The organism is Streptomyces sp. NPDC097617 (genome assembly GCF_044761485.1).
GTDB lineage: Bacteria > Actinomycetota > Actinomycetes > Streptomycetales > Streptomycetaceae > Streptomyces.
Map to the genome: position 1 here is coordinate 1 of NZ_JBIWCL010000039.1, position 26663 is coordinate 26663.

A 26663-nucleotide genomic window follows, 5' to 3' on the forward strand; every position below is an offset into this window, starting at 1 on the left:
GACGCGCACCCCTGACCGGAACCGTCCCCGGACAGGAATCAACGCGACATCACGGACGCAAGACCAACCGGACGTCGCCGTGAAACAACGAGGCCGGGGGCTCGCGGGCCACGATCGGGGGCTGCGAACTCCTAGCATCGAGAACAGGAAGTCACGGACGAGGAAGAGGTCGAGGACATGGACGGCATCCGACAGATATTCGCGGGTATGCCCTGGTGGGTTAAGTGGGTCGCGGTTCCGCTGCTGGCGCTCTTCGTCTTCGGCGGTGTGATCACCAGCATCCTGGGCGCGCTGATCGGGATCCTCTTCAAGCTGCTCCTCTTCGTCGGCCTCGTCGGCGGCCTGGTCTTCGTCGTGAAGAAGTTCAGCGGCGGCGGTTCGAAGTCCTCCTCCTCCGGCGAGTGGTAGACGGGAGCGGGCCGGTCGGTTCCGGGATTGAGCCAGGTGAGGGAACGTGACTCGCTAAACCGCCCACATCCCCGGAATCGGTGGATAGAGTGGCAATCTGTGCCGTTCCCTGGGCACCGAAAGCCGGTACCGCCGCTCCGACCTGCCGCCCTGACCTGCGGCGATGCAAGAGAGCCGCCGAGTACGACCCCCAGGAGCCACGGCACGCGCGGGGGCGGCCCCCGCAGGGCGGGCCTCCCCAAAGGCCCGCCGCCACGCCTGGGGGTGAGCTTTGTCTCCGGTTCACAATGCCGGTGTGCCGACTCTGATCGGTTCGGTGCAGCGCGCGCTGAGGCTGCTCGAAGCGGCGGGGTCCCATAGCGGGGGAGCCCCCGCGAAACAACTGGCGCGCGAGGCCGGGCTCCCGCTTCCCACCGCGTACCACCTGCTGCGCACCCTCACGCACGAGGGCTATCTGCGCAGGGCGGGAGGAGTCTTCGTTCTGGGCGAGGCCGCGGGTCGGCTCGCCGGTGCGGGACTCCAGCAGAAACGTCGCAGCATGATCCTTGACTCCCTCGCGCACTTCCGCGACGCGGTCGGGGCCCCCGTCTACTTCGCGATCTACCGCGAGGGTGAGATCGAGGTCGTGGGTGTCTCGGACACCCCGGCCAGCCCGGCCTGCGAGGAGTGGGCCGACTTCCGCGAGACCGCTCATGCGCACGCCATCGGGCAGTGCCTGCTCGGGCAGCTCGACGAGAAGACCCGCAAGGACTACTACGACCGCCATCCGGTCGAGGCCATCACCCCTTATACGGTCCGGGATCTGCGGTCCCTGGAAAACCGGATCGGGGCCCTCGGGCGAATGCAGCCGGTGATCGAACGTCAGGAATATGCCCTCGGCATCATCTGCGCTGCCATCCCCATTACGGCCGGCGATGCGGCCGCGACGATGGCTATTTCTCTACCCCTTCATCAAGAAGAGCGATTGCTCTATGTAGTCGATCGGCTACGGAGTGAAGTAGGCGCGCTGTTGAGTACCCTCTCGTTCTCTATCAGTATCTGAAAACTCACTCCTTGTGATCTGCTACCGGTTACACCACTCTTGTCAAGTGGGTCCTGGGGGATCATTCCTGGCCACTTCAACTACAGCGGGGTAGTCAATGCGCGAGTCGGTACAGGCAGAGGTCATGATGAGCTTCCTCGTTTCCGAGGAGCTCTCGTTCCGGATTCCGGTGGAACTCCGGTACGACGCACGCGACCCCTACGCAGTCCGCCTGACCTTCCACCTTCCCGGAGACGCGCCCGTGACCTGGGCGTTCGGTCGGGAACTTCTCCTCGACGGCATCAACAAGCCATGCGGTGACGGCGATGTGCACATCGCCCCCACCCACCCCGAAGATCTGTCCGACGTCCACATCCGGCTCCAGGTCGGCGGCGACCGGGCCCTGTTCCGGGCCAGCGCGGCGCCGCTCGTCGCGTTCCTCGACCGCACCGACCGGATCGTCCCGCTCGGACAGGAGCGCAATCTGGGCGACTTCGAGGAGAACCTCGACGAAGCCCTCGTCAAGATCCTCGCCGAGTCGCAGCAGAACGAGCAGAACGCCGGCTGACCTGCCCACCTATCGCATACGCACCGTTCAGCGCTTGCGCCGCCGGCCCCGGCCGCGGACCGGCCCCGCGGTCGGGACGCCGGTCGGGACGCCGGTCGGGACGCCGGTCGGGACGCTGGCCGGGGATCCCGGTCGGTCGGCAGAAACCACCAGCGCGGCCAGCGCCGTTGTCACGGGGACCGAGGCCACCAGACCGATCGAGCCCACGAGGGTCCGTACGATCTCCTCCGCCACCAGCTCGCTGTTGGCCACGGACCCCATGCTGCTGTTGGCGATCGAGAACAGCAGGAGCAGGGGCAGCGCGGCACCGGCGTAGGCCAGCACCAGGGTGTTGACCACCGAGGCGATGTGGTCGCGGCCGATCCGGATGGCCGCCCGGTAGAGGGCGCGCGGCCCCATCGACGGGTCCGCCTGCCGCAGTTCCCACACCGCCGAGGTCTGGGTGACCGTCACGTCGTCGAGCACGCCCAGCGATCCGATGATCACGCCTGCGAGCAGCAGACCGCTCATGTCGATGTCCGGGTACAGCCCGTGGATCAGCCCGGTGTTGTCATCGGTGTTGCCGCTGAGGAACGCCCAGTCGATGAACCCCGAGCCCAGCAGCCCGATGAGCAGTAGCGAGACGAGCGTGCCGAGGACGGCCACGGAGGTGCGGGCGGTCAGTCCGTGGCACATGTAGAGCGCGATCAGCATGATGGCGCTGGCCCCGATCACCGCCACGACCAGCGGGTTCGAACCCTGCAGGATGGCCGGGAGGATGAAGAGGGTCAGTACGCCGAAGCTGACCACCAGCGCGATCAGCGCGAACAGTCCCCGCATCCGCCCGACCACGACGACCGCGACCGCGAAGATGCCGGCCAGCAGGGCCATCGGGAGTTTGCGGTTCACGTCGATCACCGAGTACTGGAGGTCGCGCGGGGCGTCCGGGGCGTACGCCACCACGACCTCCTGGCCGTCCTCCAACTGCCGTGGCGCGCCCGGCTGGACGATCTCCACGAAGGTGCGGCCCTTCTCCGGGCCGCTGGCGACCTCGACGGTGGCCTTCTTGCACTCACCGGTCTGCTCGGCCTGCGCCTGGCGGCCCCCGGGGGTGGAGGGAGCCGCGGTCGTCGGTACCTGGGCGGCGTTCACGGACTTGCAGTCGACCTGTTCGAGCGAGGTCACCACGCCCTGCTGGGTCTGCCGGTCGAAGCCCACCCCGCTGCGCTCGTGGGCGGGGGCACCGCCCGGCCAGAGCACCGCCATGCCGATGAACACGGCGGCCGCGAAGGGGATCAGTACGGCGGCGATGACCTTGCGCAGGTGCTTCGAGACGGGGGCCGCCGGGCCGTGGCTGTGGCTGTGACCGTGGGAGTGGCCCGAGGAGTTCCCGCCGGAATGACCGCCCCCGGGTCCGCCCGTGTGCCCTCCGGAATGACCGTCGGAGAGTCGCTCGGACTGCGCCGGCGAGGGCAGGTCGACATGTAGGTCGGCATGCCCGTCGGACTGCCCTGGAGAATGCCCGGCGGAGTGCCCTGGGCTCCCGTGTTCGTGGCCGTTGTGGCCATGGGTCGCTGTGGGCTCGGTGGGGGGCTGCGGCGAGGGCGTCACCAGCAGATCATCGCAAGAGATGAGGGGGCCCACTGTTCAGCACGCCATGGATGACGCTAGCGTGGGGGCACCTTTGCACAACGCGGGAGCTCGGAGCACCGGGCTGAGAGGACGCTGATCACCGTACGAGCATCACGGATGCGTACGGGAAGAGGCTGCGTCGACCGCCGAACCTGTTACCGGGTAATGCCGGCGTAGGGAGATCAGGTCTCATGACCATTCAGGACGCACGCACGCCTGCCGTCAGCCAGGACGCCGACGGCCGGACCGAGCGCCAGCCCGGCTGGCACAAGGGATACCTGGCGGGCTCCCGGCCCGACCTTCGGGTGCCGGTCCGCCAGGTCCACCTCACCAACGGCAAGGACGTGACGCTCTACGACACGTCCGGCCCGTACACCGACCCGCAGATCGAGACCGACGTCCGCCGCGGCCTCGCGCCGCTGCGCGAGAACTGGATCATCGGCCGCGGTGACACCGAGGAGTACGCGGGCCGTCCCGCGCGCCCCGAGGACGACGGCATCAAGCACACCTCGCCCCGCGGCGGCCTCAAGAACCTCGACGCGGTCTTCCCGGGCCGCCCCCGGCAGCCCCGCCGCGGCCGGGGCGGCGCCGCCGTCACGCAGCTCGCGTACGCCCGCCGCGGTGAGATCACCCCGGAGATGGAGTACGTCGCGATCCGCGAGAACGTCTCCCCCGAGGTCGTCCGCGAGGAGATCGCCGCAGGTCGCGCCGTGGTTCCGGCGAATGTGAACCACCCCGAGATCGAGCCGATGATCATCGGCAAGCGCTTCCTGGTGAAGGTCAACGCCAACATCGGGAACTCCGCGGTCACCTCCTCCATCGAGGAGGAGGTCGACAAGATGACCTGGGCCACCAAGTGGGGCGCCGACACGGTCATGGACCTCTCGACCGGCCGCAACATTCACACCACCCGCGAGTGGGTGCTGCGCAACTCCCCCGTCCCGATCGGCACCGTGCCGCTCTACCAGGCGCTGGAGAAGGTCGACGGCCGCGCTGAGGAACTGACCTGGGAGATCTACAAGGACACGGTCATCGAGCAGGCCGAGCAGGGCGTCGACTACATGACGGTCCACGCCGGCGTGCTGCTCCCGTACGTGCCGCTGACCGCCCGCCGCAAGACGGGCATCGTCTCGCGCGGTGGCTCGATCATGGCCGCGTGGTGCCTCGCGCACCACAAGGAGAACTTCCTCTACACGAACTTCGAGGAGCTCTGCGAGATCCTCGCGACGTACGACGTCACGTACTCCCTCGGCGACGGCCTGCGCCCCGGCTCGATCGCGGACGCCAACGACGCGGCCCAGTTCGCCGAGCTGAAGACGCTGGGCGAGCTGAACACGATCGCCAAGCGCCACAACGTCCAGACGATGATCGAGGGCCCGGGCCACGTCCCGATGCACAAGATCAAGGAGAACATCGACCTCCAGCAGGAGATCTGCGAGGAGGCGCCGTTCTACACGCTCGGCCCGCTGACCACGGACGTCGCGCCCGCGTACGACCACATCACCTCGGGCATCGGCGCCGCGATGATCGCCTGGTGGGGCACCGCGATGCTCTGCTACGTCACGCCCAAGGAGCACCTGGGCCTGCCCAACCGCGACGACGTGAAGACCGGCGTCATCACGTACAAGATCGCGGCGCACGCGGCGGACCTGGCCAAGGGCCACCCGGGCGCCCAGGAGTGGGACGACGCACTGTCGGACGCGCGGTTCGAGTTCCGCTGGGAGGACCAGTTCAACCTGGCCCTCGACCCGGACACGGCCCGCGAGTTCCACGACGAGACCCTCCCGGCCGAGCCGGCCAAGACCGCGCACTTCTGCTCCATGTGCGGTCCCAAGTTCTGCTCGATGAAGATCTCGCAGGACATCCGCCGCGAGCACGGTGGTGACCTGAAGGCCGACGAGATCCAGGCGGGCATGGCGGAGAAGTCCGCCGAGTTCGCGGCCTCGGGCAGCCGCGTCTACCTGCCGCTCGCCGACTGACCGCGGCAACGGCACAGGACGGACCCGCGACCCATGGGGGGAGCCGCGGGTCCGTCCCGTGCGCCGCGCACAGCCGGCGCACCGTAGCGATCGTGTGCGGGCCCGGGCCCGGGCCCGGGCCTGGGCCTGGTCGGGGCTCGGCCCGTACGCCTGACGCTCGTACCTGGTGCTATTTCGGGTCGTGTTCCGGGCCGCCGAAGTCCGGGCTCGTGAAGTCCGGCGGGCTGTAGCCGGGCCGGGGGGTCTCCGACGGTGAGCCGGGGCTCGTGAAGTCGGGCCGGCTGTACCCCAGGTTGGGGATCCGGCCCGCCGCCGGGGTGCGGGGGGTGGGAAAGCCCGGCCCCGCACTCGGATCGGCCAGCGCGTCCCGCAGGAACGGCACGATGCCGCGCTCCAGCAGGGCGTGCCGCCAGGCCTCGCGGGCCCGCGCGACCTCGTCGGGTATCGCCTCGGTCTCGTTCGCGACCACCTCGGTCGCGCTGTTGCGTACCGCCGTCACCAGCAGCCCGATCACGGCGAAGAGCAGGGCGGCCGCGGTGAGCCCGCCGAAGAGCCAACCCGCCGTCAGCATGGTTTCGGCGAAGGCCGGTTCGGGCTCGATCATCTTCAGGATGTAGCCGACGAGCAGGAAGATCAGCATGGCGGTGCCCGCGAGCACGGGCGCGAGGACCGCGACCACGGCGCTGACGCCCGCGCCGCCCCCGCTGCTCTGTCCGTCGTCCTCGTCCCCCGCCGAACCGGGCACGGTCAGTACCTCGTCGCGCCGTTCCTCGCGGACCTTCACGTAGTGGCCGTACTCGGCGGCGGCCGCGGCCGCCAGCAGGGCGCTGGCGCCCTGGGCCATGGTGCGCAGCTGTTCGGCGTTCAGCCGTTCGCCGAGCGTGGCGAGCTCGGGCCGCTCGTGGGCGGCGCGCAGCGCCTCGTCGACGAGCCGATCGAACTCCGGCCGGTCTTCGGTCAGCAGGTGCGGAGCGCTGGTCATGTGCATCCCCCGATGCTCCGTAGAAGCCGGTATGCCCGCGTAGACCCGGGCGCCGGCACAAACGGAGGAGAGCCTGCTACGGATAGGGCGATGGTAGAGGGCCCACGCCACGGCGTGACAGGGGCTTTCCGGAAATACCCCTCTGCGTAAGCTCTCAGTCGCTCAGGGGGAGTTGTACGACGAGCAGTTTGCCTGCCATCGTCACGCCGCCGTCCATGGCGATGGCGAGCCCTTCCGCGTACACGTGCGGGCCGTCCACGGCCTCGGGGCCGCGCGACTCGTCGCCGTCCTCCGTGCCCACCTCGCCGAGCAGGTAGGGGATGGGGCTGTGCCCGTGGACGACGCGGCTGCCGCCGTAGGTGTCGAGGAGTTCGCGGACGGCCGCCGGGCCGGTGCCCTCGTCGCGGAAGGCGAACCGCTTGGTGAACTTCCGGAAGAGGTCCCAGGTGATGTCGGCGTCGCCGCGGTTGAGGAGTTCGTGAATCGTGTCGTTGACGTCCTCGATCGAGTCGCCGTAGTCGAGGTAGGCCGTGGTGTCGGAGTGCAGCAGCAGGTGGCCCTCCTCCAGGACGGCCGCGTCCAGGCGCGACATCCACTGGAGGTGGACATCCTGCAGGCGCTCCATGTCGGTGCGCTGGCCGCCGTTGAGGAGCCAGGCGGCCTGGAAGGTGGCGGTACCGGCGCCGGAGACGACGGGGGTGTCGCCGAACCGCTTGGCGCCGATGAGCAGCAACTCGTGGTTGCCCATCAGGGCCTTGCAGTAGCCGCCGGCGGCGGCGGCCTCGGCGGACAGTCGCATGACGAGGTCGATGACGCCGATGCCGTCGGGGCCGCGGTCGGTGAAGTCGCCGAGGAACCAGAGCCGGGCGTTGCCGGCGGACCAGCGGCGCTCGGCGTCGATCAGTCCCTGGGCGTGGAGTTCGCTGACGAGCTCGTCGAGGTAGCCGTGGACGTCGCCGACGACGTAGAGCGGGCCGGGACCTGCGGCCTGGTCGTGGTCCTGTTCCTGGGGCACGTACTGGACCTGGACGGTGTCGCCGGGGCCGCCGAGCGCGCCGCGTCCGATGACGGGCAGGTCCCGGTAGGTCGGGGTGTAACCCTCCGGGTCCTCCTCGTCGGGGCCCTGGCTCATCGCGTGCGCGGGTTCGACGTCGGGGCGTACGTGGACACGCGTGTCGGGGTACGGGGCGTGCGGCGCGGCCGGCTGCTGCGGCGCGACGGGCGGGTGCGCCGCGACCGACAGGTGCGCGGGCGCAGGCTGCGCGGACGGCTGCGGCGGGTAGCCCGGCTGCGCGGGCACGCTCGGCGCGGCGCCGTCCTCGTAGTACGCGGGGTACTCGCCGTAGACGGGTTGTTCGCCGGGCAGCCCTGTTGCTACGGCGTACAGGGCGGGCTCGGTGACTGGAACCCGGAAGTCCCGCAGCGTGTCCGTCCGCATCGCGGGTCCCTGACCGGCCCCCTGAGTCATCGACCCCTCCACCACCGTCGCGCTGCCGTACACCTGCGGACCCTCCTGACCTCCGGGGAGGAGGGTCCGTGATGTCGTGCGCCCATCATAGGAATGCGGCTCGCGCTCTGTGACGCACCAGGGGTGGTGAATCCTGTGCGGAGCCGATCGTTCCTACCGGTTTCTACCGATATCGGTGTTGCTGAAATCCTCGGCCGGTCCTTGGTCGGTGTTCGGGCGGTGCTCGGACTGTCCTCGGTCAGCCCTTCGACAGGCCGACCGGACGGTCTGTCGGTCAGTCCTGTGCCGGCGAACGGGGAGGGCTGACGGTCGTGCGGGGCTGCCTGCGCTGCGACGAGGTACGGATGATGAGCTCGGTCGGGACGACCTGTTCGACGGGGCGCCCGGTGTTCGCTCCCTCGATCGCGTCGATGAGCAGCTGCACGACGGCGGTGCCGATGCGGCGGGGTTTGAGGGACAGGGTGGTGATGGGCGGTTCGGTGTTGGCGTAGACGGTGGACTCGCTGCAACACACGAGCAGCAGGTCCTCGGGGACGCGCAGGCCATAGCGCCGGGCGGCGGCGAGCAGGTCGGTGCCGTTGGGGTCGAAGAGCCCGTAGACCGCGTCGGGCCGGTCGGGGCGGGCGAGGAGCCGGTCGGCGGCCACGGCGCCGGCGCACGGGTCGTGGGCGGGGTAGGACTCGTAGACGGGGTCCTGGCCGACGCGCTCGCACCAGCTCAGGTAGGCGGTGGTGGAGAGACGGGTGTAGGTGTCGGTGGTCGTCCCGGTCAGCAGCCCGATCCGGCGGGCGCCGGCGGCGGCGAGGTGGTCGAGGAGGCCCAGTACGGCGGCCTCGTGGTCGTTGTCGACCCAGGCGGTGACGGGGAGGGAGCCTGCGGGGCGGCCGTCGGAGACGACCGGCAGGCCTTGGCGGACCAGTTCGGTGACGACGGGATCGTGGTCGGAGGGGTCGATGACGACGGTGCCGTCGAGGGCGACGTTGGACCACACGTCGTGGCGGGAGGTGGCGGGGAGGATGACCAGGGCGTAGCCGCGGGCGAGCGCGGCGGAGGTGGCGGCCCTGGCCATCTCGGCGAAGTAGGCGAATTCGGTGAAGGTGAAAGGTTCATCCCCGTACGTCGTCACGGTCAGGCCGATGAGGCCGGACTTGCCGGTACGGAGGGTGCGGGCGGCGGCCGACGGGCGGTAGCCCAGACGGTCGGCCACCTCGCGAACGTGGCGGCGGGTGGCGTCGGGCAGCCGTCCCTTGCCATTGAGCGCGTCGGAGACGGTTGTGATGGAGACGCCCGCCGCGGCGGCCACGTCCCTGATGCCGGCCCGGCCCTGTCGGCCGGCGGCCCGCCGGGTGGTCTCGGTCCGGCTCACCTGATGCTTCCCTGCTGCTGTCATGGCGAGCCGATAGTAGGGCTCGGTGGGGAGGGTGGTCCGGGTGCATATGCACGCGTTGACAGGCACGTTTCTGCATGGTTCGCCACCCCCAATGACCTTGGAAATGAAGGCATTTGGTCGCCCAGAGTGAGTGTGAGGCTTGTCGTCGGGTCCGGGCATGCCAAAACGATGGGATCTCGGGCCGGTCGCAACTCACCTGCACGAGGGACGCGCGCCACGGCGCAGGCCACCGGCGCGTGCATATATGCGCGCGCTCCCCCGCATTCCAGGCGCCCCCATTCTCGGAACGGCGGAATCCTCATAAGGTGAGCAGTATTGAGTCGACGGCGACGTCGTACGGGACGGTCGAGGAGGACCTGCGGTGAGCGAGAAGAGCCCGAAGCTGCGCGCCGAGCTGGACGGCATTCCGACATACAAGCCCGGGAAGCCGGCTGCCGCCGGAGGGCCTGTCGCGTACAAGCTGTCCTCGAACGAGAACCCGTACCCGCCACTGGCGGGCGTGCTGGAGACCGCGGTCGCGGCCGCCGGGAACTTCAACCGGTACCCGGACATGGCATGCACCGGCCTCGTGAACGAGCTCGCCGAGCGCTTCGGCGTGCCGGTCGAGCACATCGCCACGGGCACCGGCTCGGTCGGTGTGGCCCAGTCGCTGATCCAGTCGACGGCCGGCCCGGGCGACGAGGTGATCTACGCCTGGCGCTCCTTCGAGGCGTACCCGATCCTCACGCAGATCGCCGGCGCGACGTCGGTGCAGGTCCCGCTGACGGATGGGGACGTGCACGACCTGGACGCGATGGCGGCCGCGATCACCGACCGGACCCGGCTGATCTTCGTCTGCAACCCGAACAACCCCACCGGCACGGCCGTGCGCCGCGCCGAGCTGGAGCGCTTCCTGGACCAGGTGCCCTCGGACATCCTGGTGGTCCTGGACGAGGCCTATCGCGAGTTCGTGCGCGACACGGACGTACCGGACGGCATCGAGCTGTACCGCGACCGCCCGAACGTCGCCGTGCTGCGTACGTTCTCCAAGGCGTACGGGCTCGCCGGCCTGCGGGTCGGCTTCGCGGTGGCCCACGAGCCGGTGGCGGCGGCCCTGCGCAAGACGGCGATGCCCTTCGGCGTCAGCCAGCTCGCGCAGGACGCGGCGGTGGCTTCGCTGCGCGCCGAGGACGAGCTGATGGGCCGTGTCGGGGCGCTGGTGAGCGAGCGCACGCGGGTCCACGAGACGCTGGTCGCCCAGGGCTGGACCGTGCCGGACACGCAGGCGAATTTCGTGTGGATGCGGCTGGGGGAGCGGACCGCCGAGTTCGCGGCGGTCTGCGAGAAGGCCGGTGTGGTGGTCCGGCCCTTCGCGGGCGAGGGCCTGCGGGTCACGATCGGTGAGACCGAGGCGAACGACCTCTTCCTGCACACGGCCGAGGCGTTCCTCAAGGAAATTCAGTAGCTCCATCGGCTCCAGTGGTCCTGGCGGTTCCGGGAGCCTCGGGAGTCATGGGATCTGCGGGAGTGCCCGGAGTTCCGGGAGCAGGCGGCTTCGGAGCCGCCGCGTCCGCCGGAGATGTCCTGCCGGCCGGACCGTTTCGCGTGGCTCAGACGAGTTCCACGCGGATGGGATCGCCGTCGCGGACGGTGGACAGCAGGCGGGGGTCGCCGTCGAACGAGCCGAGCACGTTGCACGGGCTCGCGAGGCGGCTCTCGCCTCCGCGCGAGATCGGCGTGGGGCCGTAGGGCAGCGCGAGAGCGTCGCCCTCGGTCCAGAACGCGATCGTGCCGGGATCGACGACCTGCCGGGCGTCGCCCTCCAGGGCGACGGAGACGCCGGTGTCGAAATAGACCTCCTCGCCCCACGTGCTGGCGGAGGCGGAGATCGGAAGGGCCTCGGCCAGCGCCTTGCTGGTCGGGGTTTCGTCGAGGGTTGCGGTGAGCTGGCCCGCAGGCCATGAGATGCGTATCTGCATGAGCCGCATTCAACAATCTGTTGAATGGATTGGCTAGAGGGGTACCCCGCCCGAAGGTGGCCGAGAGTGGTGCGACATAATGCTTGTGAATGTGAACGCGTTCACAAGCGTGTCCCACTTGCTCCCGTATTGAGGGGGACACACCAGGCAGACTGCCGCTGTGATCATGGCGACGCGAAGGAGACGAGGACGTGGATCTAGCTTTGGCGCCGGAGACTCTGGCGCGATGGCAGTTCGGCATTACCACCGTCTATCACTTCCTCTTCGTGCCCTTGACGATCTCGCTCGCCGCGCTCACGGCCGGCCTGCAGACCGCATGGGTGCGCACCGAGAAGGAGAAGTACCTCAGGGCCACGAAGTTCTGGGGCAAGCTTTTCTTGATCAATATCGCGATGGGTGTCGTCACCGGCATCGTCCAGGAGTTCCAGTTCGGCATGAACTGGTCCGACTACTCGCGATTCGTCGGCGACATCTTCGGAGCCCCCCTGGCCTTCGAAGCGCTGATCGCCTTCTTCTTCGAGTCGACCTTCATCGGCCTGTGGATCTTCGGCTGGGACAAGCTGCCGAAGAAGATCCACCTCGCCTGCATATGGATGGTGTCGATCGGCACCATCCTGTCCGCCTATTTCATCCTGGCGGCCAATTCCTGGATGCAGCATCCGGTCGGGTACCGCATCAACGAGGAGCGGGGCCGGGCCGAGCTCACCGACTTCTGGCTCGTGCTGACCCAGAACACCGCGCTCACCCAGTTCTTCCACACCATCACGGCCGCGTTCCTGGTCGGCGGCGCGTTCATGGCGGGAATCTCCGCCTACCACCTGGCCCGCAAGAAGCACGTCCCCGTGATGCGGAGCTCGCTGCGACTCGGCCTGATCGTCATGATCATCGCCGGTATGGGCACGGCGATCAGCGGTGACCTGCTCGGCAAGGTGATGTACAAGCAGCAGCCCATGAAGATGGCCGCCGCGGAAGCGCTGTGGGACGGCGAGGCCCCCGCACCGTTCTCCGTCTTCGCCTACGGAGACGTCGACAAGGGCCACAACAAGGTGGCGATAGAGATCCCCGGCCTGCTCTCGTTCCTGGCCAACGACGACTTCACCTCCTTCGTCCCGGGCATCAACGACGTGAACAAGGCCGAGCAGGAGAAGTACGGACCCGGCGACTACCGGCCCAACATCGCGGTCGCCTACTGGGGCTTCCGCTGGATGATCGGCTTCGGCATGGCCTCCGTGGGCATCGGAGCACTGGGCCTGTGGCTGACCCGCAAGCGGTTCCTGCTGCCGGCGCAGCTGCGCACCGGGGAGTACGAGGTCCCGAACCTGGTGCTCTTCAAGAAGCCGCTGAGCCCGAAGTTCGCCAACCTGTACTGGATCGTCGCGCTCTGGACGATGGGCTTCCCGCTCATAGCCAACTCCTGGGGCTGGATCTTCACCGAGATGGGCCGCCAGCCCTGGGTGGTCTACGGGGTCCTGCGCACCAGGGACGCGGTCTCGCCGAACGTCTCCCAGGGCGAGGTGCTCACCTCGATGATCGGCTTCACGCTGCTGTACGCCGTGCTGGCCGTGATCGAGGTCAAGCTCCTGGTCAAGTACGTCAAGGCCGGACCGCCCGAACTCACCGAGGCAGATCTCAACCCGCCCACCAAGATCGGTGGGGACGACAAGAACCCCGACCGGCCGATGGCCTTCTCGTACTGAGGCCGAGGAGCGCACCCCATGCAACTCCACGATGTCTGGTTCGTACTCATCGCCGTCCTGTGGACCGGCTACTTCTTCCTGGAGGGCTTCGACTTCGGAGTCGGCGTACTCACCAAGCTGCTCGCCCGCGACCGAACGGAGAAGCGGGTCCTGATCAACACGATCGGGCCCGTGTGGGACGGCAACGAGGTCTGGCTGCTCACCGCGGGCGGGGCCACCTTCGCCGCCTTCCCCGACTGGTACGCCACCCTCTTCTCCGGCTTCTACCTGCCGCTGCTGATCATCCTGATCTGCCTCATCATCCGTGGTGTCGCCTTCGAGTACCGGCACAAGCGCCCCGAGGACCGGTGGCAGACCAACTGGGAACACGCGATCTTCTGGACCTCGCTGATCCCCGCGTTCCTCTGGGGCGTGGCCTTCGCCAACATCGTGCGCGGCGTCAAGATCGACGAGGACATGGAGTACGTCGGCAGCTTCTTCGACCTGCTGAACGTCTACTCGATCCTCGGCGGACTGGTCACCCTCACGCTGTTCACCTTCCACGGCGCGGTCTTCACCTCGCTGAAGACCGTCGGTGACATCCGGGACCGCTCGCGGAAGCTGGCGACCGGGCTGGGTGTCGTCACCGCGGTACTGGCCCTGGTCTTCCTGATCTGGACCCAGGTCTCCCGCGGCGACGGCGCGAGCCTGATCGCGATGGCCGTCGCGGTACTGGCGCTGGTCGCGGCGCTCGGCTTCAACCTGGTCGGCCGCGAGGGCTGGTCGTTCGCACTCTCCGGGGTCACCATCGCGGCGACCGTCGCGATGCTCTTCCTCACGCTCTTCCCGAACGTGATGCCGTCCTCGCTGAACGATGCCTGGAACCTCACCGTCACCAACGCCTCCTCCAGCCCGTACACCCTGAAGATCATGACCTGGTGCGCGGCCGTGGCCACCCCGCTCGTCCTGCTGTACCAGGGCTGGACGTACTGGGTGTTCCGCAAGCGGATCGGGACGCAGCACATCGTCGACGTGCACTGAGTCCCCGCGATGTAAGACCCGCCTGTCCGGCTGACCTCCCCGAGGGGATGTTTCACGTGAAACCGATCGACCCGCGCCTGCTCCGGTACGCCCGTTCCACCCGCCTCTTCCTGGGGGCGGTGGTGGCCCTGGGTCTTGCCGGGGCGGGGCTGGTCGTCGGTCAGGCGATGCTGATCGCCGAGATCGTGGTCGGTGCCTTCGAGCAGGAGCTCGACGGGCAGGCGCTCCGGACGCCGTTGCTGCTGCTCGCAGCGGTGGCGCTCGGGCGCGGGCTGATCGCCTGGCTGACGGAACTGGCCGCGCACCGGGCCGGGGCGGCGGTCAAGTCGGAGCTGCGGGGCCGGCTTCTGGAACGGGCCGCGGAGCTCGGGCCCGGTTGGCTGACCGGGCAGCGGACCGGATCGCTGGTGTCCCTGGCCACCCGCGGTGTGGACGCCCTCGACGACTACTTCTCCCGCTACCTGCCCCAGCTGGGGCTCGCGGTGGTCGTTCCGGTGACGGTGCTCGCCCGTATCGTCACCGAGGACTGGGTATCGGCGGCCATCATCGTGGTGACGCTGCCGCTGATCCCCGTGTTCATGATTCTCATCGGCATGGCCACCCAGTCCCGGATGGACCGCCAGTGGCGGCTGCTCTCCCGGCTGTCGGGGCACTTCCTCGACGTGGTGGCCGGTCTTCCCACCCTGAAGGTCTTCGGCCGGGCCAAGGCGCAGGCCGAGTCGATCCGCAAGATCACCGATGACTACCGGCGCGCGACGATGCGGACCCTGCGCATCGCCTTCCTCTCCTCCTTCGCACTGGAGCTGCTGGCGACCCTGTCGGTGGCCCTGGTGGCCGTGACCATCGGCATGCGGCTGGTCCACGGCGAACTGGACCTCTACACCGGGCTGGTCATCCTGATCCTGGCGCCCGAGGCGTACCTGCCGCTGCGCCAGGTCGGGGCGCAGTACCACGCCGCCGCCGAAGGGCTGGCGGCCGCCGAGGAGATCTTCGAGGTCCTGGAGACCCCCGTCGCGGGTCCGGCCGGTACGACGGAGCTGCCGGTCGGCGATCCCCTGCGGATCGAGATCGAGGGGATCACCGTCCGCTACGAGAGCCGGGGCGAGGACTCCCCGCGGCCCGTCTCGCTGACGGTCGGGCCAGGCGAGTGCGTGGCCCTCACCGGCCCGAGCGGAGCGGGGAAATCCACGCTGCTCCAGGTGCTGCTGGGGTTCGTGACGCCGAGCGCAGGACGCGTACGGGTCGCGGGCGTGGACCTGACCGAGCTGTCGCAGGCGCACTGGCGGGAGCAGATCGCCTGGGTGCCGCAGCGGCCGCACCTGTTCGCCGGGACCATCGCCGAGAACGTCCGGCTGGCCCGCACGGGAGCCGGCGACGCCGAGGTCGTCGCGGCGTTGAAGGACGCCGGAGCCTGGGAGTTCATCAGCGCGCTGCCGCGCGGGGTGGAAACCCCGCTGGGCGAGGGCGGTGTGGGACTGTCCGCCGGACAGCGCCAGCGGCTGGCCCTGGCGCGCGCGTTCCTGGCGGACCGGCCCGTGCTGCTGCTGGACGAGCCGACCGCGGCGCTGGACGGCGAGACCGAGGCGGGGATCGTGGACGCGGTCCGGCGGCTGTCCGCGGGGCGGACCGTCCTGCTGGTCGTGCACCGGCCGGCGCTGCTCGCCGTCGCGGACCGGGTGGTGCCGATGGCGGCGGGCGACGGTGCCGAGGAGCCCGCGGCCGGGCGGCCGCTCCCCCGCCGCGCCGCCTCCCCGGTCGGCGCCGAGGACTTGTCCCCCGGTGCGGCCGGTGACCATGTCCCGGACGCCGGGGAGTGGATCCTCGGTGCCGCCCCCGATCCGGTGCGGGCCGGGAGCGGCTCGGGTCCGGTCGGTTCAGGTCCGGTCGGTTCAGGCAGGACGGGTTCAGGCAGGACGGGCTCGGGCAGGACGGGCTCGGGGGCGGCGGATGACCCGCTGCGCCGGGTGCGGGCGGTCGCGCGGGCGTGGCAAGGACGGTTCAGGCTCGGGCTGTTGCTCGGGGCACTGGCCGTCGGGTCCAGCGTCGGCCTGATGGCCGTATCGGGCTGGCTGATTTCGCGGGCCTCGGAGCAGCCGCCGGTGCTCTACCTGATGGTGGCCGTCACGGCCACCCGGGCCTTCGGCCTGGGCCGCGCCGTCTTCCGGTACGCCGAGCGGCTTGTCTCGCACGACGCCGTACTGCGGATGCTCGCCGACCTGAGGGTCTCCGTGTACCGCCGACTGGAGCGCATCGCGCCCGCCGGGCTGCGCGAGCACCGGCGCGGAGACCTGCTGGCCAGACTGGTGGCCGATGCCGACGCGCTGCAGGACTACTGGCTGCGGTGGCTGCTGCCCGTCGGCACCGCCGTGCTCGTCGGAACCGGCTCGGTCGCTTTCACCGCCTGGCTGCTGCCCGCGGCGGGAGTCGTACTCGCTGTCGGACTGCTCGCCGCCGGTATCGGGGTGCCGCTGGTCAGCGGGGCCTGCGCCCGGCGTGCGGAGCGAAGGCTCGCGCCCGCCCGGGGCGAGCTCGCCACCCGGGTGGTCGATCTGCTCACCGGCACCGCGGAGCTGACGGTGGCCGGCGCGCTGGAGGACCGCAAGGGACGGGCGCGGGAGAGCGACGGGCTGCTGACCCGCATCGCCGCCAGGGGCTCGGCCGCGGCCGGGCTGGGCAGCGGTCTGTCCGCCCTGGTGTGCGGGCTCACCGTCGTGGCCGCCGCCGCTGTGGCCGCCGACGCAGTCTCTGACGGACGGCTTTCCGGGGTGGCCATGGCCGTGGCGGTCCTGACGCCGCTGGCCGCCTTCGAGGCGGTGAACGGCCTGCCGCTCGCCGTCCAGTACCGCCAGCGGGTGCGCCGCAGCGCCGAGCGGGTCTACGAGGTCATCGACGCGCCGGTCCCCGTCGCCGAGCCGGAGCAGGCCGCCGAGGCCCCCGCCGTACCGTTCCCGCTGCGGCTGACGGGCCTCACCGCTCGCCACCCCGGCCAGGAGCGTGCCGCGCTGCGGGATCTTGACCTGACCCTCGAGGCCGGCCGCCGCATCGCTGTTGTCGGCCCCTCGGGCTCCGGCAAGACCACCCTGGCCCAGGTCCTCCTCCGGTTCCTGGACCCCGCCGAGGGCACGTACAGCCTGGGCGGGAGCGACGTCCGCACACTCGACGGCGACGATGTGCGCGCCCTCGTGGGCCTGTGCGCCCAGGACGCGCACATCTTCGACAGCTCGGTACGGGAGAACCTGCGCCTGGCCCGGACCGGTGCGAGCGAGGAGCAGTTGCGCCAGGCGCTGGCCGCGGCCCGGCTGCTGGAGTGGGCCGACGGCCTACCGGACGGGCTGGACACGCTGGTCGGCGAGCACGGCGAGCGGATCTCGGGCGGCCAGCGCCAGCGTCTCGCCCTGGCGCGGGCGCTGCTCGCGGACTTCCCCGTACTGGTGCTGGACGAGCCGGCCGAGCATCTGGACCTGGCGACGGCGGACGCCCTGACGGCAGATCTGCTGGCCGCGACCGAGGGCCGGACCACCGTGCTGATCACGCATCGGCTGGCCGGCCTGGAGGCGGTCGACGAGGTGCTCGTGCTGGACCGCGGCGTGGTCGTTCAGCGCGGACCGTACGCGGAGCTGGCCGTCGCCGAGGGGCCGCTGCGGCGGCTGCTGGAGCGAGAAAGGGCAACGGACGGGACTTTGGCCAACTTTCCCCGCTAATGGGGACTAACTAGTCTCAGTCCATGTCAGCCCAGCAGCCGCAGGAATCGCCGGATCCCTCGCCGGATCCCTCGCCGGATCCCTCGCCGGATCCCTCGCCGGATCCCTCCCCGGGGATCTCGCCGGATCTCAGATCGGGAACGGCCGGAACATCGGACCCGCTGGTGCCCACCACCCAGGCCGCCATGAGTCTGCACGGCCTGTCCACCGAGCTCACGGCCCGTGTCCCGCAGCTGCTGGAAGCCATGAGGTCGGTCGGGACCGGGCTCGAACTGCACTCCACGCTGGACCGTATCTGCGAGACCGCGGCCGAGCTCGCGGACGCCCGCTACGCGGCGATCGGCGTCGTCGACACGGAGGGCCGGGGGCTCTCGGACTTCGTCACCCACGGGATCAGCCCGGCGGACGCCCGGAGGATCGGACACCGTCCCGACGGCAAGCGCGGCCTGCTCGGCGCACTGATCTCGCACTCCGACACGGTGCGGCTGGCCGATCTGACGAAGGACCCGCGTTCCGCGGGTTTCCCGCCGCATCACCCGCCCATGAAGACCTTCCTCGGCGTGCCGATCCGGGTGCAGGGAGAGATCTTCGGCAACCTCTACCTCGCCGAGAAGAACGGCGGCGGAGAGTTCAACGACTACGACCTGCACATGGTCCGGGTGCTGGCCACCGAGGCGGGCATCGCCATCGGCAACGCCCGGCTGTACGAGGCCGCCACCCAGCGCGAGCGCTGGATCGACGGATCGGTGGCCGTCACCACTGCCCTCCTGTCCGGCGGGGACGCCGACGACGCTCTCGCCGTGGTGGCCGAACAGGCCCGCCGGCTGGCCGACTCCGACGCCGGGATCGTCATGCTTCCGGCCGAGGAGGGCGGGATGGAGATCGTCGCCGTCTCCGCCGAGAACCCGGCCACCTCGCTCGGTGTGGTGATCCCGCCCGAGAGCCCGGTGGTGGACCGGCTGCTGGAGGGCGAACCGGTCTTCGTGGACGACGCGGCGGCCGACCCCCGCACGATCAGCAAGCTCACCAGCCAGTACGGCCCCTGCATGATGCTGCCCCTGCAGAGCGGCGGGCGGGTCCTGGGCGCGCTGGTCACCCCCCGGGCCCGCGGCGGTCGCCCCTTCACCGAGGCAGAGCGGACGCTGGCCACGCAGTTCGCCTCGCAGGCGGCGCTCGCCCTGATGATGGCCGAGGCGCAGCGCGACCGTGAGCGGCTGGCGGTGTTCGAGGACCGCGACCGGATCGCCCGCGACCTCCACGACCTGGTGATCCAGCGCCTCTTCGCGACAGGGCTGATGCTGGAGGGCGCCCAGCGCCGGTCCATCGTCCCGGAGGTGCGCGACGGCGTCGGCAAGGCGGTGGACGAGCTGGACGTGACGATCCAGGAGATCCGCACCGCGATCTTCGCCCTCCAGCAGGGCCCGGCGGAGGCCCCGTCAGGGTTGCGCACCCGGGTGCTGCGGGAGATCAACATGGCCGCGGTGCCCCTGGGGTTCAAGCCCGCGTACCGCTTCCTGGGCCCCATCGACGCGGTCGTCGGCGAGTCGGTCGGCAAGAACCTGATCGCCGCGCTCCGCGAGGCCCTGTCCAATGCCTTCCGCCATGCCGAGGCGGCCCGGATCGAGGTGGTGGTCGACTCCACCATCACGCTCGTGGACGGCCGGCCCGGGGTCCGGCTGGAGGTGGCCGACGACGGGGTGGGCATTGCCGAGGGCGGTCGCCGCAGCGGACTGCGGAACCTGCGCCGCCGGGCCGAGTCGCTGGGCGGCTCGAGCTCGTACGGCCCCGGCATCGGGGAGGACGGTGGCGGGACCACGGTGGTGTGGGAGGCCCCGCTCCAGCCTGCTGTCCAGGTCTGATCCGGCCCGGGCGGCGAGGGCTCAGGCCTGCCGCTGCGCGATCCGTTCGGCCAGGATGCGCTCGATGACCAGGGCGACCCCGTCCTCGTTGTTGGCGACCGTGCGCCCGGACGCGGCAGCGATCACATCGGGGTGGGCATTGCCCATCGCGTACGAGGTGCCCGCCCAGCTGAGCATTTCCACATCGTTCGGCATGTCCCCGAAGGCGACGACCTCGGCGGGGGAAATACCCCGCTCGGCGCAGCACAGGGCCAGCGTGCTGGCCTTGGACACGCCCGGCCCGCTGACCTCCAGCAGGGACGTGGGGCTGGAGCGGGTGATCGAGGCGTACTCGCCCGCGGCGGAGCGCGCCAGCGTCAGGAACTCGTCCGGGGCCAGCTCGGCGTGGTGTGCCAGCAGCTTGAGCACGGGTGCGGCGCTTTCGTCCGTGTCCTCGTGCAGCAGCTTCTCGGCGGTCGCGACCCGGGCACCCGGGTCCTTGAAGAAGGGCGGGTACGCGGGCTCGTAGTTGATGCCGGTGGTCAGTTCGACCGCGAAGGAAGTGCCGGGGGCGGCAGCCCGCAGGGCATCGACAACGGCGAGTGCGGCCACGCGTGGGAGAGCCCTGACCTGTACGAACTCCCGTCCGGCATGGAGATCGACCACTGCCGCGCCATTCGCGCAGATCGCGAGGCCATGGCCGTGGACATGGTCACTGACCACATCCATCCAGCGGGCCGGGCGGCCGGTGACGAAGAAGACCTCGATCCCGGCCTCCTCGGCGGCGGCGAGCGCGTCGACGGTACGTGGCGAGACGGACTTGTCGTCGCGCAGCAGGGTGCCGTCGAGGTCGGTGGCGATGAGCCGGGGCGCGGGGGTTGGCCCTTCCGGGCGCTGGGGAGCCGAGGTCACGGCTCCATCTTCGCCCATGGCCGCTGGCGTCCCGACCATGGGCGTCAGGCCCGTCACCTCGGGCGATGTTTCACGTGAAACACCGTGTTTCACGTGAAACATCGGCTCGCCGTAGGCTCGGGGCATGAGTCTGTGTCTGAGCACGGTGATCCTTCCGGTACGTCGGTGGCACGAGGGGGGACGCGATCAGTGGCTCCGGGCCGAGCAGCTCGGATTCCATACCGCCTACACCTACGACCACCTGTCCTGGCGGACCTTCCGCGACGGCCCCTGGTTCGGCGCGGTGCCCACCCTGACGGCGGCGGCCACCGCCACCGAGCGGATGCGCCTGGGCACGCTCGTCACCTCGCCGAACTTCCGCCACCCGGTGACCCTCGCCAAGGACCTCATCAGCCTGGACGACATCTCGGGCGGACGTATCACCCTGGGTATCGGCGCCGGCGGCAACGGGTTCGATGCGACCGCGCTGGGCCAGGAAGCCTGGTCGCCGCGTGAGCGCGCCGACCGCTTGGCCGAGTTCGTGCCGTTGTTGGACCAGCTGCTGACCGAGGACTCGGTGAGCCACGAAGGCACCTTCTACTCCGCCGAGGAGGCCCGCAATATCCCCGGCTGTGTGCAGCGGCCGCGGCTGCCGTTCGCGGTCGCCGCGAACGGGCCGCGCGGTATGCGGCTCGCCGCCCGGCACGGCCAGGCCTGGGTGACCACGGGCGACCCGAAACTCTTCGAGGAGGGCACGCCCGAGCAGTCGCGGGAGGCCCTGCGCGGGCAGCTCGAACGGCTCGGCAAGGTCTTCCAGGACACCGGGCGGGATGTCGAGTCGGTGGAGAAGATCCTACTGACCGGCTTCACGCCCGAGGCCAACACCGTGCTGGCGTCGGTGGATGCGTTCGTCGACTTCGCGGGTCGCCACCGCGAGCTGGGCTTCACCGAGCTGGTGATCCACGCTCCGATCCCGGACTCCGACTTCGCCTCCGACGAGACCGTCTTCGAGAAGATCGCCACCGAGGCCCTGGCCCAGCTCGACGGCTGATCCACCGGTGGTCGCCGCTCCCGAGCGGGAGCGGCGACCACCGGAACGCCGGCTACTGCCCTGCGTTCAACTGGGCGAGCAGACGCTCCGCGGACGGCAGGAGCCAGTCGGGCAGGTCGTCCCCGGGCAGCGCCCTGGCCTCGTCGATCAACGCGGAGACGCGCGCGGCGCCCGCTCGGGCCTCGCCCCGCTCGTGCTCCGTCCAGGCCGCGTTGTTCAGGCACTGGAACCGGTCCCGCAGGTAGTCGGAGCCGATCTCCGCATAGCCACGGGCGGCCCGGTCCCACAGCTCGATCTCCGCCAGGCGCAGCGCGTCGACCTCCGCCCCCTCCAGCCGGGCTGTCGGCTTCGGCCCGGCGCCGGCGAGGGCCTCGTCCCCGTACTCGTCCTCTTCCGCATCGGACTGCTCGTTCGCGCTGACGTACCGATCGAGCACCTGCGCCAGCTGGTGCCAGGTCTGGGCGAGTTCGGAGCGAAGCTCAGGCACTCCGGGATCCGCAGCGAGCGCCGCCTCCAGGACCGCGGCCGCCTCCTCCATCCGCTTCCGGGCCTGCGCCACCGTCGCGGCGGTGACCTCCTCGCGCAGTCCCAGCCAGGCCAGGGAGCGCAGGACGCGGACCTCGGCGAGCGGGGCCTCGCCCGTCAGCCGGTGCAGCTCCAGGGCCCGCTCGTACGCGGCGACCGCCTCGACGGCCAGTCCCGCGTCGCTGAGGGTGTCGGCGGCCGACTGAGCGAACCCCGCCTGCGGGCGCGGATCCTCCCAGCCCTTGGTGATCTCCGCCGCCAGCAGGTACTGCTCCGCCGCCGGCCGGGGTTCGTTCAGTCGGCGCAGCAGGTCGCCCAGGAACTCCCGTACGAACACCGCCTGCTGGTCGCCGTGCTCCAGCAGGTCGGCCAGCGCCGACTGCAGGACCTCCGCCGCCTCGGCGCTGCGACCGGATCCCGCGTAGGCCCGGGCCAGCAGCAGCCGGGCCTGCGCACCGCCGTCGGCCGTCAGCCCGGCCCGGTCGAACCAGTGGGCGCTGGTCAGCGCGTGCTCTGCGGTCTCCACCGCCGCGTCGCCCCGCCGCAGCAGGATGTCCGCGAGGGTCAGCCGTACGACGCCCTGAGCTTCGGCGTCGGTCACCTCCTCGGCGTGCTCCAGCGCGGAGCGCGCCGCCGCTTCCGCCTCCTCGGGCCGCTCCAGCGACAGCAGGACCCCGGCCCGCAGCACCAGCGGATCCACCGCCTGCCACGGCCGGCCCGCCGTGACCGCCCGCGCGGCGGACGCCGCCAGCAGGGGCAGGGCCCGTTCCGGGTCGCCGTGGGCGAGGCTCACCCGGCCCAGCATTTCCTCGGCCTCCGCCACCAGGTCCGCCAGGACGCCTTCGTGGGCGGTGACGAACTCGGTCAGCTCGGCGGCCAGCGCCCCGTGATGGTCGTGCTGGTCGTCCGCGTCGGGCATCTCCACCGAGCGCAGGTACGACTCGATCCGGATCGCCGACAGTTCCGCGAGGGCGATGCGCCGTGCCCGCAGCGGCTCGGTGGCGTCCAGTGCCTCGGCGGCCCGCAGCGCGCCGCTCAGCAGCGCCCGGACCTCCGCGGGCGGGGCTTCGGACTGCGCTGCCACCCCGGCCAGCCGCAGCTCCGCGAGCGCCGCGCGCTCGGCGAGGCCGAGCGCCCGGTAATCGTCCCGGACCGCGCTCAGCAGCCGAGCTGCCTCACCGGCCCCGCTCCGCGCGGCGGCCAGCGCCCGCTGGTCCGCGAGGTCGGCGCGGACCAGGGGGTCGACCTCCTGCTGCGCGTCCGCCCGTACGGCCACCTCGGCCCAGAGCGCGTCCGTACACGGATGGCTCAGGTCCCGGGCGCGGCGGGCCCGTTCGACCAACTCGGCGAACCCGTCCGGCGCCGACACCGGCCCGGACCCCGCGGACGCGGAGGTGGGGACGGAGCCGGGGACGGAGCCGGGGGTCTGCGGCAGCGTCGCACTGCGCACCCCGAGCGGCAGCCCGCCCACCAGCGGCTCCCGGCCGACCCGTGCGAGGAACCGGTCCGAGACCCGGGTCGTGCCGTTGCGCGCGTCGAACTCCCGGACGATGTCCAGGCAGCCCGCGTGCAGCACCTCGTACAGCTCGGCGACGGTACGAGGGCTCCCGTCGTAGGCAACGGCCGGTGTCCGCCCGTACCCCAGCTCCTTCAGGCGGCGCAGCAGCACGAGGATGCCGCCGTGGAACGCCAGCCGGTCGTCGAGGTTGGCGAGCGGGGCCACGTGTGCGGCGTGTTCGGCCAGGATCTCCAGGCCCCGCGGCTCGTTGCCCGTGAGCGCGCAGAACTCGATGTGCTTGCCGACCGAGGGCAGCAGGCTCTCGTTGCCGCGGGCCATGCGGTAGCCGCGCAGGTGGTGGGAGCGCGCCTCGTCGGCCCGGCCGAGCCGCAGCAGCGGCAGCAGCGAGGTGGCGAGCAGCCGGTGGGGCTCCTCGGCGCAGGTCAGGTCACCGTCGAGGACCGGCTGCCAGTGCTCCAGGGCCTCGGCGTCGTTGCCGTTGAGGACGGCGTACTGGCCCTGACCGTTGAGTTCGCAGGCACGGCAGTCGCTCATGCTGTCGCGATCGGCGGCCAGCCAGCGTCGGAAGGCCCGTTCGGCGCGCTCGTCCTCGCCGATCGCGTCGGCGAGCCACATCTCCGCCTCGCGCACGGGACGCTCGCTGTAGCCGGCGATCCGGTAGCGGCGTTCCATCTCGTCCAGCCAGCCGCTGGCCGACTCCAGCGGGACCCCGGGGGAGTCGGAGATGGCCGTGGCCACCCACTTGAACTGCCAGAACAGCGCGTGCGCCTCCCATTCGGAGAAGGCGCCGGGGTCCTTGTCGTACTCCTGGAGCAGCCGGGCGAAGGGCACCAGGATCTTCGGGGACTCGGAGCTGTAGAGGTAGGCATTGATCAGGTTGTCCAGTGCCTCACGGAACAGGGTCCGGTCACCGCTCGTCTCCGCCGCGCCGGTCAGGGCCTCGGCGTGCGCGTTGCGCGCGGCGCCGTTCGGGGATTCGCGGTTCTCCGCCAGGCCCCGCACGATCTCCTCGCGCGTCAGCGTCGTCACTTCTGGTCCCCCGGGGTGTCGCGGTCGTCGGTGGAGTGGGTCGTCCATTCCAGGAGTCCGAGGAAGGCCCGGTTGAGCAGGGTGGAGTCGGCGGGACGCAGCGGCCGCTGGGACATCAGCAGGGCCTGGCCGTACAGCGATTCGACGGCGGTCCCGGTCAGCGCCTCGTCGGGCAGGGCGGCGATCCGGCGGATGAGCGGGTTGTTGTGGTTGAGAACCAGGCGGGCGCGGGGCGCGGAGCCCCGCAGCGCGCCGAGGATGCCGCTCCACAGGGAGTCCGCGCTCTCCAGTGCGGCGGTCCGGTCGCGCTCCTGGCATGCCTGGCGGTCGTCCAGGTAGAGCGCGGGCACGGCGACGGGCTGGAACGCGCGCAGCACCACATCGCAGCTCTGGGGTTCCAGGCGGGTGCGCGCGGTGGCGAGGAAGGGGGCGAGGGCCAGTTCGGCGGCGGTCGGCACCGGGTCGAGCCGTTCGGTGACGGCCCCGGCGTCCAGCTCGGTGACCTTCAGCTCCGGCCGGACGGCGGGCAGCAGGGCCAGTAGGTCCGCGTCGTAGGTGTATCCGGCGTTGATGACGCCGAGCCCGTGGGCGGCGGCGATCGGCGCGATCTGGCGGAACTCCTCGACGGTGCGGGTGAAGTGGATGTCCGTATGGGCTGCTGCGAACTCCTGGAGGCTCATCGAGCCGTCGCTCGTCTCGAACGGCAGCCACGGCAGCATCAGCCCGAGCAGCTCGGGATCGTGCCGGGCCATCGACTTCACACCGAGGTGGTGGACCTGGAGGAAGGCGGCCAGTCGGTCCGGATCGCTCGCCGCGAGCTCGGCGAGCCAGCCGCGCACGCGGGCGCCGAGCGCGTCCCGGACGGCGGCGAGGGTCTCGTCGTCGTACAGGTTCTCGCGGGAGGCGGTGGGCCGCAGGGTGTCCGTGTCGAGGACGGCGCGGACGAAGAACGCCCAGTCGGGCAGCAGGTTGTCGGCCCGCTCGGTCAGCAGCATGCCCTTGAGGTGGACGCGGTGTCCGGCCCGGTGGGCGGGGCTGGTCGGTTCGGGCAGGACGTACGCCACACCGCGCACGCCGGCGACCGGAAGATCGAGGTCGATGCTGTCGAGCGGGGTGAAACCGAAGAGCTGCGCGCAGTGCCCGGCGAGCGCGACGCGACGGGCGTCCGGGGTGTGGAAGGACCGGTCCCACACGGCGGGCCGGTCGGTGACGGGACGCGGCTCGCCGCCCTCGCCGTCGTCGAAGGTGATCTCGTACGGCAGCAGGGAACCGTAGTCGCGGGCCAGTTCCTCGACCTTGGCCGGGACGGCCCATTCCGCGGCGCCCGGACGCGCTTGCAGTACGACGGTGGTACCCGGCTCCGGCCGTGCCTCGTGCGGCAGTTCGCGGACGGTGTACGAGCCGTCGTCCGTGGCCAGCCATTCGACGGGCGCGGCGTGCGGGTCGCGCGCGGAGCGGGTGACGACCCGGATCTGACGCGCCACGACGAAGCACGCGAGCAGTCCGATGCCGAACTGGCCGAGGAACTCCTGACGGGTGGCCTCCAGGCCCTGCTCGTTGAGATCGCCGTCGCTGTCGCCGCTGTCGGCGCGCTTGGAGCTGCGGCCGATGGTGGCGAGGAGGTAGTGGGCCTCGTCCGCGGTCAGGCCGATGCCGCTGTCCTCGATGGTCACCCGGCCGCCGGACGCCGACAGGCGGATGCGGATCTCCGCCGCCGGATCGAGGGCGTGGCGCGCGGTGATCGCGTCCACCGCGTTCTGCAGCAGCTCGCGGACGTAGACGCGCGGGCTGGAGTACAGGTGGTGGGAGAGCAGATCCACCAGGCCGCGCAGATCGACCTGGAAGCTGTGGGGAGCGGACGGGGACGTGGACGTGGACGTCATAGGGCGTCACCTCGCGTACATACGGGGATGGTTCGGTGATCGCGAGGTTCCCCCCTCACAGATCCCGGAGTGGTTCACACATTAGGGGGATGGTCCGACAATCTCTCCGTCAATTCCCGCACCC

Annotated in this window: 18 protein-coding genes and 1 riboswitch; of the genes, 10 read left to right on the top strand and 8 right to left on the bottom strand. The window is 70.8% G+C overall.

Features of this window, described 5'->3' with window-relative positions; all coding sequences use genetic code 11:
* Nucleotides 1–177: 177 nt before the first annotated feature.
* From ACIQZO_RS37765 to ACIQZO_RS37775, 3 genes are all read left to right on the top strand, one after another.
* Nucleotides 178–408, top strand: coding sequence for a DUF5326 family protein (locus ACIQZO_RS37765; protein WP_403635564.1), 231 nt, complete (start codon nucleotides 178–180; stop codon nucleotides 406–408).
* Nucleotides 409–703: 295 nt separating this feature from the next.
* Nucleotides 704–1450: an IclR family transcriptional regulator gene (locus ACIQZO_RS37770; protein WP_403635565.1), complete on the top strand. Its 747-nt coding sequence runs from the start codon at nucleotides 704–706 to the stop codon at nucleotides 1448–1450.
* A gap of 97 nt (nucleotides 1451–1547) precedes the next feature.
* Nucleotides 1548–1997 (top strand): SsgA family sporulation/cell division regulator, encoded by a 450-nt coding sequence (locus ACIQZO_RS37775; RefSeq protein WP_403635566.1) that lies wholly within the window; start codon nucleotides 1548–1550, stop codon nucleotides 1995–1997.
* Between the two features lie 27 nt (nucleotides 1998–2024).
* Here the strand turns inward: ACIQZO_RS37775 and ACIQZO_RS37780 are convergent, their stop codons facing one another.
* A complete protein-coding gene (locus tag ACIQZO_RS37780; protein WP_403635631.1) occupies nucleotides 2025–3590 on the bottom strand; it encodes a YibE/F family protein in 1566 nt (521 codons plus the stop codon).
* Nucleotides 3591–3659: 69 nt separating this feature from the next.
* Nucleotides 3660–3805, top strand: a riboswitch (TPP riboswitch).
* Between ACIQZO_RS37780 and thiC the strand changes: the two genes are divergently transcribed.
* Nucleotides 3800–5587, top strand: a complete 1788-nt coding sequence (gene thiC / locus ACIQZO_RS37785) for a phosphomethylpyrimidine synthase ThiC (RefSeq protein ID WP_403635568.1) — start codon at nucleotides 3800–3802, stop codon at nucleotides 5585–5587. (Overlaps the previous riboswitch by 6 nt.)
* A 169-nt stretch (nucleotides 5588–5756) precedes the next feature.
* Here the strand turns inward: thiC and ACIQZO_RS37790 are convergent, their stop codons facing one another.
* From ACIQZO_RS37790 to ACIQZO_RS37800, 3 genes are all read right to left on the bottom strand, one after another.
* On the bottom strand, nucleotides 5757–6575 hold the full coding sequence (locus ACIQZO_RS37790; RefSeq protein ID WP_403635570.1) for a hypothetical protein: 819 nt from the start codon (nucleotides 6573–6575) through the stop codon (nucleotides 5757–5759).
* Between the two features lie 148 nt (nucleotides 6576–6723).
* Nucleotides 6724–8007 carry a metallophosphoesterase gene (locus tag ACIQZO_RS37795; protein WP_403635571.1) on the bottom strand — a complete coding sequence of 428 codons (1284 nt, stop codon included), beginning with the start codon at nucleotides 8005–8007 and terminating at the stop codon, nucleotides 6724–6726.
* 304 nt (nucleotides 8008–8311) lie between these two features.
* Nucleotides 8312–9427, bottom strand: a complete 1116-nt coding sequence (locus ACIQZO_RS37800; RefSeq protein WP_403635573.1) for a LacI family DNA-binding transcriptional regulator — start codon at nucleotides 9425–9427, stop codon at nucleotides 8312–8314.
* Between the two features lie 361 nt (nucleotides 9428–9788).
* Here ACIQZO_RS37800 and hisC point away from each other — a divergent pair, with 361 nt between their 5' ends.
* On the top strand, nucleotides 9789–10871 hold the full coding sequence (hisC, locus tag ACIQZO_RS37805; protein WP_403635575.1) for a histidinol-phosphate transaminase: 1083 nt from the start codon (nucleotides 9789–9791) through the stop codon (nucleotides 10869–10871).
* A gap of 145 nt (nucleotides 10872–11016) precedes the next feature.
* Here hisC and ACIQZO_RS37810 read toward each other — a convergent pair whose 3' ends face one another.
* On the bottom strand, nucleotides 11017–11385 hold the full coding sequence (locus ACIQZO_RS37810; RefSeq protein ID WP_403635577.1) for a cyclophilin-like fold protein: 369 nt from the start codon (nucleotides 11383–11385) through the stop codon (nucleotides 11017–11019).
* A 191-nt stretch (nucleotides 11386–11576) separates the two neighbouring features.
* Here ACIQZO_RS37810 and ACIQZO_RS37815 point away from each other — a divergent pair, with 191 nt between their 5' ends.
* From ACIQZO_RS37815 to ACIQZO_RS37830, 4 genes are all read left to right on the top strand, one after another.
* The gene (locus tag ACIQZO_RS37815; protein WP_403635578.1) at nucleotides 11577–13082 is read left to right on the top strand and encodes a cytochrome ubiquinol oxidase subunit I; all 1506 of its coding nucleotides are present in this window, start codon (nucleotides 11577–11579) and stop codon (nucleotides 13080–13082) included.
* An 18-nt stretch (nucleotides 13083–13100) separates the two neighbouring features.
* Entirely contained in the window at nucleotides 13101–14102 is a 1002-nt protein-coding gene (cydB, locus tag ACIQZO_RS37820) for a cytochrome d ubiquinol oxidase subunit II (RefSeq protein WP_403635580.1), read from the top strand.
* A 56-nt stretch (nucleotides 14103–14158) separates the two neighbouring features.
* A complete protein-coding gene (gene cydD, locus ACIQZO_RS37825) occupies nucleotides 14159–17803 on the top strand; it encodes a thiol reductant ABC exporter subunit CydD (protein WP_403635582.1) in 3645 nt (1214 codons plus the stop codon).
* 185 nt (nucleotides 17804–17988) lie between these two features.
* The gene (locus ACIQZO_RS37830; protein ID WP_403635632.1) at nucleotides 17989–19662 is read left to right on the top strand and encodes a GAF domain-containing sensor histidine kinase; all 1674 of its coding nucleotides are present in this window, start codon (nucleotides 17989–17991) and stop codon (nucleotides 19660–19662) included.
* 21 nt (nucleotides 19663–19683) lie between these two features.
* Here the strand turns inward: ACIQZO_RS37830 and ACIQZO_RS37835 are convergent, their stop codons facing one another.
* Nucleotides 19684–20571, bottom strand: a complete 888-nt coding sequence (locus ACIQZO_RS37835) for a Cof-type HAD-IIB family hydrolase (protein WP_403635584.1) — start codon at nucleotides 20569–20571, stop codon at nucleotides 19684–19686.
* A gap of 106 nt (nucleotides 20572–20677) precedes the next feature.
* Here ACIQZO_RS37835 and ACIQZO_RS37840 point away from each other — a divergent pair, with 106 nt between their 5' ends.
* Nucleotides 20678–21583, top strand: a complete 906-nt coding sequence (locus ACIQZO_RS37840; RefSeq protein WP_403635585.1) for an LLM class flavin-dependent oxidoreductase — start codon at nucleotides 20678–20680, stop codon at nucleotides 21581–21583.
* Nucleotides 21584–21635: 52 nt separating this feature from the next.
* Here ACIQZO_RS37840 and ACIQZO_RS37845 read toward each other — a convergent pair whose 3' ends face one another.
* Together ACIQZO_RS37845 and ACIQZO_RS37850 are read right to left on the bottom strand one after the other, a co-directional pair.
* Nucleotides 21636–24656: a tetratricopeptide repeat protein gene (locus ACIQZO_RS37845; protein ID WP_403635587.1), complete on the bottom strand. Its 3021-nt coding sequence runs from the start codon at nucleotides 24654–24656 to the stop codon at nucleotides 21636–21638.
* Nucleotides 24653–26539, bottom strand: a complete 1887-nt coding sequence (locus ACIQZO_RS37850) for an HSP90 family protein (protein ID WP_403635589.1) — start codon at nucleotides 26537–26539, stop codon at nucleotides 24653–24655. The genes ACIQZO_RS37845 and ACIQZO_RS37850 overlap by 4 nt, the downstream gene beginning before the upstream one ends.
* Nucleotides 26540–26663 lie beyond the last annotated feature (124 nt).

Coding starts and splice junctions, on each gene's coding strand:
- ACIQZO_RS37850 (WP_403635589.1), bottom strand. CDS start 26,539: ATGACGTCCACGTCCACGTCCCCGTCCGCTCCCCACAGCTTCCAGGTC.
- ACIQZO_RS37790 (WP_403635570.1), bottom strand. CDS start 6,575: ATGCACATGACCAGCGCTCCGCACCTGCTGACCGAAGACCGGCCGGAG.
- ACIQZO_RS37795 (WP_403635571.1), bottom strand. CDS start 8,007: ATGCGGACGGACACGCTGCGGGACTTCCGGGTTCCAGTCACCGAGCCC.
- ACIQZO_RS37840 (WP_403635585.1), top strand. CDS start 20,678: ATGAGTCTGTGTCTGAGCACGGTGATCCTTCCGGTACGTCGGTGGCAC.
- ACIQZO_RS37765 (WP_403635564.1), top strand. CDS start 178: ATGGACGGCATCCGACAGATATTCGCGGGTATGCCCTGGTGGGTTAAG.
- ACIQZO_RS37835 (WP_403635584.1), bottom strand. CDS start 20,571: ATGGGCGAAGATGGAGCCGTGACCTCGGCTCCCCAGCGCCCGGAAGGG.
- ACIQZO_RS37830 (WP_403635632.1), top strand. CDS start 17,989: ATGAGTCTGCACGGCCTGTCCACCGAGCTCACGGCCCGTGTCCCGCAG.
- ACIQZO_RS37775 (WP_403635566.1), top strand. CDS start 1,548: ATGCGCGAGTCGGTACAGGCAGAGGTCATGATGAGCTTCCTCGTTTCC.
- ACIQZO_RS37800 (WP_403635573.1), bottom strand. CDS start 9,427: ATGACAGCAGCAGGGAAGCATCAGGTGAGCCGGACCGAGACCACCCGG.
- thiC (WP_403635568.1), top strand. CDS start 3,800: ATGACCATTCAGGACGCACGCACGCCTGCCGTCAGCCAGGACGCCGAC.
- cydB (WP_403635580.1), top strand. CDS start 13,101: ATGCAACTCCACGATGTCTGGTTCGTACTCATCGCCGTCCTGTGGACC.
- ACIQZO_RS37810 (WP_403635577.1), bottom strand. CDS start 11,385: ATGCAGATACGCATCTCATGGCCTGCGGGCCAGCTCACCGCAACCCTC.